Consider the following 7,287-nt stretch of genomic DNA (forward strand, 5'->3'; position numbering starts at 1 on the left):
CGCGCACGGTGGGGAATGTGCAAAACTAGCGGTTGAAAAATCGCTTTAGCGACAGGGCGCATTGCTTTGGGCGCTTGTTTTGGGATTTGATGAAAGGAGACGGTTCCATGGCTCTTTGGGGCGGTCGTTTTGAGGCAGGTGTGGCCGAGGTCACGCAGGAGTTTGGCGCGTCGTTGCCGGTTGACAAGCATCTCTATAAGCAGGATATCGCCGGATCTAAGGCACATGCCAAGATGCTGGCGGCCCAGGGCATTATCAGCGCCGAGGACGAGCAGGCGATTGCCGAGGGCCTGACCGGAATCGAACAGGATATCGATGCCGGCAACTTCACCTTCGACATCAACGACGAGGACATTCATATGTCCATCGAGAGCGAGCTGACGCGCCGCATCGGCGAGGCCGGCAAGCGCCTGCATACCGGGCGTTCGCGCAACGACCAGGTTGCGACCGATACGCGCCTGGGCGTTAAGGCGCTGGCCAAGGAGCTCATGGAGGCCAATCTTGAACTGCGCCATGTGCTGGTGGATGCGGCCAAGAAGTACGACAAGGTGATTCTGCCGGGCTATACGCACATGCAGCACGCTCAGCCCGTGCTGCTGTCGCATCATCTGCTGGCGTATTCCTGGATGTTCGCGCGCGACTTTACACGCCTGAAGGCCGCCTTTGATGCCGCCGACAACTGCCCACTGGGCGCTGCCGCTCTTGCCGGTACGAGCTATCCGCTCGATCGTCAGATGACGGCTGCCGAACTTGGCTTTGCGGGTGTGATTCCCAACTCGCTCGATGCGGTTTCCGACCGTGATTTCCTGCTCGATCTGCATTACGCCGGCTCCGTCATGGCCATGCACCTGTCGCGTCTTTCCGAGGAGATCGTGCTGTGGTCGAGCTCCGAATTTGGCTTTATCACGCTTTCCGACTCCTACTCCACCGGCTCGTCCATCATGCCGCAGAAGAAGAATCCCGACTTTGCCGAGCTTATCCGCGGCAAGAGCGGCCGAGTCTATGGCAACCTGGTGCAGCTGCTCGTGACCATGAAGGGCCTGCCGCTTGCTTATAACAAGGACTTGCAGGAGGACAAGGAGGGCGCCCTCGATACCGCCCATACGCTCATGCAATGCCTGTCCGTTATGGCCGGTATGATTTCGACCTGGACCGTCAACGAGGATGCCATGGCGCGCGAGTGCGGTGTGGGGCACCTTGCCGCCACCGATGTTGCCGATTACCTGGCCAAGCGTGGCCTGCCGTTCCGCGAGGCACATGCCGTGGTGGGCCATTTGGTCCTGATGTGTGAGAAGCGCGGCTGCAACCTTGAGGACCTGCCGTTTGAGGTGTTCCAGGAGGCGAGCCCGCTCTTTGAGCGCGACATTACCGAGGCGCTCGACATCCCGTCGATTGTCGCCGCGCGCACGACCGAGGGCGGCACCGCCCCTGCCGCCGTTGCCGTGCAGCTGCAGCGTGCCGAGGCACAGCTTGAGGCCGACAAAGGCGTGTTTGGATCGCTGACCAAGGTCGTCGAAATGGGCCACGGGGTAAAGTAGGGGTTTGGCTGAAGCTGTTTTGGCCATTATTTATTGATAAATCGTTGTTGCTTTACGGACGTCTGCTGATGTGGGCGTCCGTATTTTGTTGCTATGGGGGAGGGGCTTGTCGAGAACTTCTGTAGGACCTTTGGGCAGGTTGTGTAGGGGGCACGTTCACAGACGGCAACCGACCGTCTGCTCTGTTCGATGCGGTTGATGGGCGGTCGGATGGTACTCTAATCGGGCTTCGAAACAGAAGTGACACATATGGAGCGCTTTAATAAATTGTAGCGTTTCAATAAACAGCTTTTTGTTTAACTGCAGCTAAAACTCTGTTACGATGCAGTCCGGGCGGGTGCCGGAATGGGACTTGGGCACGCGCGAACCTACTTGAAAGGCTACCTTATGGCTATCGAGAAGACCTTCATCATGATTAAGCCCGACGCTGTGCGCGATCGTAAGATCGGCGAGATCGTCGCTCGCATTGAGCGTAGCGGCCTTGTCATCGAGCGCATGGAGATGACCACGCTCGAGCGCGCTACCGTCGAGGAGCACTACGCCCATCTGGCCGACAAGCCCTTCTTTGGTGGTCTCTGTGACTTTATGACGAGCGGCCCGGTCGTTAAGATGGTCGTTTCCGGTCTCTCCGCTGTCTCCAAGATGCGCACCCTTATGGGTGCTACCAACCCGCTTGATGCTGCTCCCGGCACCATTCGCGGCGACTTCGCTGTCGATGTCAACGCCAACGTGATCCACGGCTCCGACTGCCTGGAGAACGCCGAGATTGAGATCAAGCGCTTCTTTGGCTAAACCAGCTTTGACTCCTTAAAGCTGTTAGCGTGTGGCTTGGGCGCCGCGGAACTCCATCCGCGGCGCCCTTTTATTCCAAAATCTATGCAGGGGCCCGCTCGGTCATGTGTTCCGAGCGGGCCCCTGCTGTTAGCTTGTGGCACTGAATAGTTTAGGCTTCGTCGACGATCTTAAGGCCGCGCGTGTGATCGATCTCGTTGAGGAGGTTAACGCGACGCTCGTGACGACCACCCTCAAACTCGGCGTCGAGCCACTCGTCGACGATCATCTTGGCGAGCTCGGAGCCCACGACGCGGGCGCCAAAGGCGAGCACGTTGGTATTGTTGTGCATGCGAGAGAGCTTGGCGCTGAAGGGCTCGGAGCACACAACGGCGCGTACGCCCTCGACCTTGTTGGCAGCCAGGCTAATCCCGACACCGGTGCCACAGATGAGGATGCCCAGGTCGACGTCGCCGTTGGCAACGGCCTTACCCACCTTGTAGCCGGCGATGGGGTAGTCAAAGCTCTCGGAGGTGTCGGTGCCAAAGTTCACGACCTCGCAGCCGCGCTCCTTCAGGTGCTCGGAAATGATGTTCTTGAGCTCGACGGCGGCGTGGTCGTTACCGATACCGATCTTCATGGATGGTTCCTCTCTGGTCTGTGCGGCGCAAATGCTAAAGGTGTTTACCGCGTTCGACTGCATGATAGCGCGACTTTTGCGTAAACGCTCGGGCGTTTTTTGGTCAAACGCTTTAGCATGCAACAAGACCGGCTTCTCGTGAATGAATGTCGTCAGTTTGCGCTTGAGCGCCGTCTGCCGGAACCATGGTTGCGGTTTTTGATGCATTGTTATCAAATAAAAGAACTAATTATTTTCGAGAGCCCAGTCCGTTATACAAGTAGGAGATACCTATGCCTACCGATTCCCTTCGTGATGCCGCGTTTTGCGATGTTTTGAACCGCGAGCTTGTCTGTGCGCTCGGCTGCACCGAGCCCATTGCCGTTGCCTATGCAGCGGCACTGGCGAGCCAGACGCTCGGTTGCGAGCCCGATCATATGGACGTTGCCTGCTCGGGCAACATCATCAAGAACGTTAAGAGCGTGACCGTGCCCAACTCGGGTGGTATGCACGGTATTGAGGCGGCAGCCGTGCTGGGTGCCGTGGGTGGCGACGCTAAGAGCGCTCTCGAGGTGCTCGAGAGCGTTAACGATGAAGACCGTGCACGCGTGGCCGAGCTCCTCGCCGACGCCGGCTACTGCGATGTGTCGCTTGTCGAGGGTGTGCCCAACCTCTACATCAAGGTGACTGCCACGGCCGGGGGCCATACCGCGGTCGTCGAGATTACCGATCATCACACCAATGTCACGTGCCATACGCTCGACGGTATTCCGGTATGCGGCAAGTCGGCGGGGGAGTGTGCCGCCTGCGCCGAGCGTGTGGTGGCCGAGCGGGCGGCGGATAAGGCCGACACGCCCATGTCGATTGAGTCCATCATCGACTTTATTGAGGACGGCGACATTGAGGACGCCCGCGCTGCCGTTGAGCGTCAGATTGAGCTGAATGGCGCGATCAGTGCCGAGGGCCTTGCGCACGCTTGGGGCGCCGAGGTGGGCCGCACGCTGCTGGGTGCTCGTGCCGATGACGTCGCCTGCCGTGCCCGTGCCCGTGCGGCCGCCGGGTCCGACGCCCGCATGAACGGCTGCGCGCTGCCGGTCGCCATTGTGTGCGGCTCGGGCAATCAGGGCATTACCTGCGCATTGCCCGTCATGGAGTATGCCGAGTACCTGCGTTGCGACCACGAGCGCCTGGTGCGCGCCGTGATGCTGTCCGATCTTATCGCCGTGCATATCAAGAGCTATATTGGTGCGCTCTCGGCGTTTTGCGGTGCTATTTGCGCCGCGTGCGGCGCCGGCGCTGCGATTACCTGGCTGTGCGGTGGCACGCGCGAGCAGATTGGCGCGACGGTCTCGAATACGCTCGGTAACGTGGGCGGCATCGTGTGCGACGGCGCCAAGGCGAGCTGTGCCGCCAAGATCTCGGCTGCCGTCGATGCGGCGATTCTGGGCCATGATATGGCCATGCAGGGTCGCGGCTTCCGCGCCGGCGAGGGCCTGATCCAAGATACCGTTGAGCAGACAATCGCCAGCATGGGCTACGTGGGCCGTGTGGGTATGAAAGATACCGACGTCGAGATCCTCAACATCATGATCGGCAAGACTCGAGTCTGTTAGTTACGCGGTTTTACCAAACCGCGTAACCAGTCGACGCTGCAAACGTCCCTAAACGGCAATCTGCCTTTCAATCGTCGGGCATGGCCAGAAGGCCTATGCCCTCCTCTTTCAAGGCACATTGCTCGCTTAGGGGCGTTTTCGCTGACTTATGCTCAACCTGCGGCGCTATTTTGTTTGGTGGGAGGGGTCCTATGACAGTTCGTCGGCTACTTGGTGTTCGTAGAAGGCTTCTACTACGGCGTTGAAATCGCGGGCGAAGTCTTCCATGGTTCCGCGCCAGGTGGCTCGGCTGGGCTTGCCTTGGCCCACATAGGCAGTCTGAATGCCGCAGGCGGGGCTGGGGAAGTCGCGTTTGGGATCATTGCCCACCATGAGGACCTCGTGCGGCTCGAGCCCCATCACCTGAAGCTGCTCTAGATAGTAGGTGGCATCGGGCTTGCAGCGGGTGGTGTTTCCCATGTGCGTGACGAGCTCAAAGGGGGCGTCGGCCAGATCGCCCCAACCCATACGGCACTCGATGGCCCCCTGCGGAAAGCTGGGGTTGGTGAAGAGCGCGCAACGCAGTCCTGCATCCTGTACGGCCTGAAGCGCGGCGTGTGCGCCGGGCATGGCGTGGGCGTTGATGACATCGTCGTTCTTGTGCGGAAGAACTTCGCGGTCGTAGTAGGTAAACGCCTCGTAGATAAGTGGGTCCGAGAGGCAAATGCCGCACCGGCGCTCAACCTCTTCTTGGTAAAACTCAAGATTGGTGCGATTATCCGTGCCGCTGCGGCGATTGGCATTGAGGTCGACCAGGATGGTGCCGAGGCGTGCCATCGTGCCACCGCGGCTGCGGCGTCCGATATCCGCGAGCATCGACGAGACATCCTTAAAATAGCGAAGGATGAACGCGTTGAGGTTGATGCTAAGAAGCGTCTCGTCCATATCGAAAACGACTGCTTTGAGCACGCGGGCACCTTTCTCGAAAAATCGTTCCAGAATCGTTGGCTCCGGATACTTTACCGCAAAGCCGTATGCCTAACTGCCTATCGTCAACTTATGGAGACGGTCGTCCACAAGATTGCGAAAAAGTCTCCATACGAGTAAAAAATCGCAGTTCACGCTTGAAATCGAAATGATTTCCCCGTAACCTATACGAACGTGATTGCATAAGCGTCACATTAGTATCTGTCGGCTCCCGAGTGTTCCTAAACGTTGTGTGCTTGTCGCACCCTTCTGTAGGTCCTAGCAATCGGGGCCCCGTAGTTCGAAAGGGGTCCACCTTTGAGTGAGATTCAGAACTCGTCCATTTTCTCTCTTGACGATGTCAACGAGGAGGAGATGAACAACCTCATCGACGGTACGATTACCGACTTTGATGAGGGCGATCTCGTTAACGGCACTGTCGTTAAGATCGAGCATGACGAGGTGCTCGTTGACATCGGATTCAAGTCCGAGGGCGTTATCCCGGTCCGCGAGCTGTCCATCCGCAAGGACGCTAACCCTGCAGACATCGTTGCACTCGGTGATCCCATCGAGGCCCTGGTTCTCCAGAAGGAGGACAAGGACGGTCGTCTGGTCTTGTCCAAGAAGCGTGCCGAGTACGAGCGTGCTTGGAACCGCATCGAGGAGAAGTTCAACTCCGGCGAGAACGTCGAGGGCGAGGTTATCGAGGTTGTCAAGGGCGGCCTGATCCTCGACATCGGCCTGCGTGGCTTCCTGCCCGCTTCCCTCGTCGACCTCCGTCGTGTCAAGGACCTCACCTCCTACATGGGCACCCGCATCGAGGCTCGCGTCATCGAGATGGACCGCAACCGCAACAATGTCGTCCTCTCCCGTCGCGTCGTGCTCGAGGAGTCCCGTAAGGCCGAGCGCTCCGAGATCCTGTCCAAGCTCAAGTCTGGCATGCGTCTCCAGGGCACCGTTTCCTCCATCGTCGACTTCGGCGCCTTCGTCGACCTCGGCGGTATCGACGGCCTCATCCACATCTCCGAGCTCTCCTGGAACCACGTCAACCATCCTTCCGAGGTTGTCAAGGTCGGCCAGGAGGTCGAGGTCGAGGTTCTCGACGTCGATCTCAACCGCGAGCGCATCTCCCTGGGTCTCAAGCAGACCACCGAGGATCCGTGGCGCGCACTGGTCAAGAAGTACCCCGTCGGCGCTATCGTCGAGGGCACTGTGACCAAGCTTGTCCCGTTCGGCGCTTTTGTCGACCTGGGCGAGGGCATCGAGGGTCTGGTGCACATCTCCGAGATGGCCAACAAGCACGTCGATCAGCCTTCTCAGGTCACCCACGTGGGCGACAAGGTTCAGGTCAAGGTCATGGAGATCGACCTCGACCGTCGTCGTATCTCTCTGTCCATGAAGTCCGCTGCTGAGACTCTGGGCGTCGAGATCGAGGTTACCCCGCTGCCTTCCGAGAAGAAGGACGAGGAGACCGACGCCGAGTAAATCGGTTTGACGATCACTTGTTTTAAGGGATCCGTCCGCAATGGACGGGTCCCTTTTTGTATTTTCTGCTGAGGTTCGCGATGCTGCTCGGGCTGGCCACGGGCTATTGGGTTGTTGGTGCATGAAAAATGCCGACATCCCGCCTCGGGGAGGAGGCGGGAACACACCGAGTAGACGGAGGGGTGTGGAGCGCGGTCGCGTCTCGACTGACGACGTTGCCCATCGACAACCCTATTGTACTGCATGGCGTGGTTCTTGGTTTATGGTTGATTTCCGATCTCAGCCGAACACATTAGGCGGACAGGCCGTTCCCGCA

At 59.0% G+C, this 7,287-nt stretch carries 6 protein-coding genes; 4 read left to right on the forward strand and 2 right to left on the reverse strand.

Annotated elements, in window-relative coordinates:
- Nucleotides 1–107: 107 nt before the first annotated feature.
- Both argH and ndk read left to right on the forward strand, forming a co-directional pair.
- Nucleotides 108–1,538, forward strand: coding sequence for an argininosuccinate lyase (argH, locus tag DXC52_RS07515; RefSeq protein ID WP_117746769.1), 1,431 nt, complete (start codon nt 108–110; stop codon nt 1,536–1,538).
- Between the two features lie 387 nt (nt 1,539–1,925).
- Nucleotides 1,926–2,330 carry a nucleoside-diphosphate kinase gene (gene ndk / locus DXC52_RS07520; RefSeq protein WP_055251725.1) on the forward strand — a complete coding sequence of 135 codons (405 nt, stop codon included), beginning with the start codon at nt 1,926–1,928 and terminating at the stop codon, nt 2,328–2,330.
- A 151-nt stretch (nt 2,331–2,481) separates the two neighbouring features.
- On the opposite strand, the gene rpiB is transcribed toward ndk, so the two are convergent.
- On the reverse strand, nt 2,482–2,949 hold the full coding sequence (gene rpiB / locus DXC52_RS07525) for a ribose 5-phosphate isomerase B (protein WP_035138007.1): 468 nt from the start codon (nt 2,947–2,949) through the stop codon (nt 2,482–2,484).
- A gap of 272 nt (nt 2,950–3,221) precedes the next feature.
- Here rpiB and DXC52_RS07530 point away from each other — a divergent pair, with 272 nt between their 5' ends.
- The gene (locus DXC52_RS07530) at nt 3,222–4,541 is read left to right on the forward strand and encodes a serine dehydratase subunit alpha family protein (protein WP_117746770.1); all 1,320 of its coding nucleotides are present in this window, start codon (nt 3,222–3,224) and stop codon (nt 4,539–4,541) included.
- A gap of 189 nt (nt 4,542–4,730) precedes the next feature.
- Here the strand turns inward: DXC52_RS07530 and DXC52_RS07535 are convergent, their stop codons facing one another.
- Entirely contained in the window at nt 4,731–5,489 is a 759-nt protein-coding gene (locus DXC52_RS07535; RefSeq protein WP_117746771.1) for an HAD family hydrolase, read from the reverse strand.
- A 315-nt stretch (nt 5,490–5,804) separates the two neighbouring features.
- Here DXC52_RS07535 and rpsA point away from each other — a divergent pair, with 315 nt between their 5' ends.
- The gene (gene rpsA, locus DXC52_RS07540) at nt 5,805–6,971 is read left to right on the forward strand and encodes a 30S ribosomal protein S1 (protein ID WP_022095232.1); all 1,167 of its coding nucleotides are present in this window, start codon (nt 5,805–5,807) and stop codon (nt 6,969–6,971) included.
- The last annotated feature ends 316 nt before the right edge of the window (nt 6,972–7,287 follow it).

The sequence above is a fragment of the Collinsella sp. TF05-9AC genome (genome assembly GCF_003438495.1).
GTDB lineage: Bacteria > Actinomycetota > Coriobacteriia > Coriobacteriales > Coriobacteriaceae > Collinsella.

Coding starts and splice junctions, on each gene's coding strand:
- argH (WP_117746769.1), top strand. CDS start 108: ATGGCTCTTTGGGGCGGTCGTTTTGAGGCAGGTGTGGCCGAGGTCACG.
- ndk (WP_055251725.1), top strand. CDS start 1,926: ATGGCTATCGAGAAGACCTTCATCATGATTAAGCCCGACGCTGTGCGC.
- rpiB (WP_035138007.1), bottom strand. CDS start 2,949: ATGAAGATCGGTATCGGTAACGACCACGCCGCCGTCGAGCTCAAGAAC.
- DXC52_RS07530 (WP_117746770.1), top strand. CDS start 3,222: ATGCCTACCGATTCCCTTCGTGATGCCGCGTTTTGCGATGTTTTGAAC.